This is a genomic window from Cupriavidus sp. 01L46, assembly GCF_056399905.1.
This window is the reverse complement of the sequence record NZ_JBFTSF010000479.1, coordinates 1-3176: the sequence shown is the minus strand read 5'-3', so window position 1 is coordinate 3176 and position 3176 is coordinate 1. Positions and strand designations below refer to the sequence as shown.

The 3176-nt window shown below is 69.9% G+C and carries 1 protein-coding gene; it reads right to left on the bottom strand.

Annotated features, from left to right (window positions below; translation table 11 throughout):
• Window positions 1–3176: beta strand repeat-containing protein (locus AC1DS3_RS37160; protein ID WP_477129194.1), on the bottom strand; the 3176-nt coding region annotated here is incomplete at both ends.

Below are 3176 nucleotides of genomic sequence, written 5' to 3'. Positions count from 1 at the left end.
GCGTGAAGTTCGCGTCGCTGGTCGGCGTGATCGTCAGTGAGCCTAGCGTCCAGCCATGGACATCGACCGCGCTGTGGCTCGCATCGGCGGTGAAGCTGTGACCGCCCGCGCCGTCGCTCAGCGTGGCACCGGCCGGGATCGCGCCGACCACCAGCGAGGCCAGGCCATTGCTGTCGCCGGCGAGGCCGTTGACCGTGGCGCCCAGATTCAGCGCGATCGCCGCGCCCTCGACTCCGCTCTCTGCCACCGGCGCCAGGGTGGGCGCCAGCGGATTGACCGTCACCGTCTCGGTCGCSGTGGTGGTGGTGCTGAGGTTGCCCTCGCCGTCGGCAGTGGTCGCCGCCACGCTCAGCGTGAAGTTCGCGTCATTGGTCGGCGTGATCGTCAGTGAGCCTAGCGTCCAGCCATGGACATCGACCGCGCTATGACTCGCATCGGCGGTGAAGCTGTGACCRCCCGCGCCGTCGCTCACAGTGGCACCGACCGGGATCGCGCCGACCACCAGCGAGGCCAGGCCATTGCTGTCGCCGGCGAGGCCGTTGACCGTCGCGCCSAGATTCAGCGCGATCGCCGCGCCCTCGACTCCGCTCTCTGCCACTGGCGCCAGGCTCGGCGCCAGCGGATTGACCGTCACCGTCTCGGCGGCGGTCGCGGTGGTGCTGAGGTTGCCCTCGCYGTCGGYRGYRGTGGCCGCCACGCTCAGCGTGAAGTTGGCGTCGCTGGTTGGCGTGATCGTCAGTGAGCCTAGCGTCCAGCCATGGACGTCGACCGCGCTATGACTTGCATCGGCGGTGAAGCTGTGGCTGCCATCGCTCAACGTGGCCCCGACCGGGATCGCACTGACCACCAGCGAGGCCAGGCTGTTGCTGTCGCCAGTCAGGCCGTTGACCGTGGCGCCGAGGTTCAGCGCGATGGCSGCGCCCTCGACCCCACTCTCTGCCACCGGCGCCAGGGCTGGCGCCAGCGGATTGATCGTCACCGTCTCGGTSGCCGTGGTGGTGGTACTGAGATTGCCTTCGCCGTCGGCAGTGGTGGCCGCCACGCTCAGCGTGAAGTTGGCGTCATTGGTCGGCGTGATCGTCAGTGAGCCTAGCGTCCAGCCATGGACATCGACCGCGGTGTGGCCAGCCGAAGCGGTGAAGCTGTGGCTGCCATCGCTCAACGTGGCACCGAGCGGGATCGCGCTGACCACCAGCGAGGCCAGGCTGTTGCYGTCGCCGGCGAGGCCATTGACCGTSGCGCCCAGGTTCAGCGCGATGGCSGCGCCCTCGACCCCGCTCTCGGCCACTGGCGCCAGGGTCGGCGCCAGCGGATTGACCGTCACCGCCTCGGTGGCMGTGGTGGTGGTGCTGAGGTTGCCCTCGCCGTCGGCAGTAGTGGCCGCCACGCTCAGTGTGAAGTTGGCGTCGCTGGTTGGCGTGATGGTCAGGGCCGACAGGGTCCAGCCATGGACGTCGACCGCGCTATGACTTGCATCGGCGGTGAAGCTGTGGCTGCCATCGCTCAACGTGGCCCCGACCGGGATCGCGCCGACCACCAGCGAGGCCAGGCTATTGCTGTCGCCGGCCAGGCCATTGACCGTCGCGCCGAGGTTCAGCGCGATGGCCGCGCCCTCGACTCCGCTCTCGGCCACCGGCGCCAGGGTCGGCGCCAGCGGGTTGACCGTCACCGTCTCGGTGGCCGTGGTGGTGGTGCTGAGGTTGCCTTCGCTGTCGGTGGCGGTCGCGGCCACGCTCAGCGTGAAGTTGGCGTCGCTGGTCGGTGTGATCGTCAGGCTCGATAAGGTCCAGCCATGGACATCGACCGCAGTGTGGCCGGCCGAAGCGGTGAAGCTGTGGCTGCCATCGCTCAACGTGGCGCCCAGCGGGATCGCGCCGACCACCAGCGAGGCCAGGCCGTTGCCGTCGCCGGCCAGGCCGTTGACCGTGGCGCCGAAGTTCAGCGCGATGGCCGCGCCCTCGACTCCGCTCTCGGCCACTGGCGCCAGGCTCGGCGCCAGCGGATTGACCGTCACCGTCTCGGTGGCAGTGGTGGTGGTGCTGAGGTTGCCCTCGCTGTCGGTGGCGGTGGCCGCCACGCTCAGCGTGAAGTTCGCGTCGCTGGTTGGCGTGATGGTCAGGGCCGACAGGGTCCAGCCATGGACATCGACCGCGCTATGACTCGCATCGGCCGTGAAGCTATGACCGCCMACGCCGTCGCTCAACGTGGCACCGACCGGGATCGCGCTGACCACCAGCGAGGCCAGGCTGTTGCCGTCGCCGGCCAGGCCGTTGACCGTGGCGCCGAGATTCAGCGCGATCGCCGCGCCCTCGACTCCGCTCTCGGCCACCGGCGCCAGGCTCGGCGCCAGCGGATTGACCGTCACCGCCTCGGTCGCGGTGGTGGTGCTGAGGTTGCCCTCGCCGTCGGTGGCGGTCGCCGCCACGCTCAGCGTGAAGTTGGCGTCGTTGGTCGGCGTGATCGTCAGTGAGCCTAATGTCCAGCCATGGACATCGACCGCGGTGTGGCCGGCCGAAGCGGTGAAGCTGTGGCTGCCGTCGCTCAACGTGGCACCGACCGGGATCGCCCCGACCACCAGCGAGGCCAGGCCATTGCTGTCGCCGGCCAGGCCGTTGACCGTGGCACCGAAGTTCAGCGCGATGGCCGCGCCCTCGACTCCGCTCTCGGCCACTGGCGCCAGGCTCGGCGCCAGCGGATTGACCGTCACCGTCTCGGTCGCGGTGGTGGTGGTGCTGAGGTTGCCCTCGCCGTCGGTGGCGGTGGCCGCCACGCTCAGCGTGAAGTTGGCGTCGTTGGTCGGCGTGATGGTCAGGCTCGACAGGGTCCAGCCATGGACATCGACCGCGCTGTGGCCGGCCGAAGCGGTGAAGCTATGACCACCCGCACCGTCGCTCACAGTGGCACCGACCGGGATCGCCCCGACCACCAGCGAGGCCAGCCCGTTGCTGTCGCCAGCCAGGCCATTGACCGTGGCGCCCAGATTCAGCGCGATCGCCGCGCCCTCGACTCCGCTCTCGGCCACTGGCGCCAGGGTCGGCGCCAGCGGGTTGACCGTCACCRTCTCGGTCGCCGTGGTGGTGGCGCTGAGGTTGCCCTCGCCGTCGGTGGCGGTCGCCGCCACGCTCAGCGTGAAGTTGGCGTCGTTGGTCGGCGTGATGGTCAGGCTCGACAAGGTC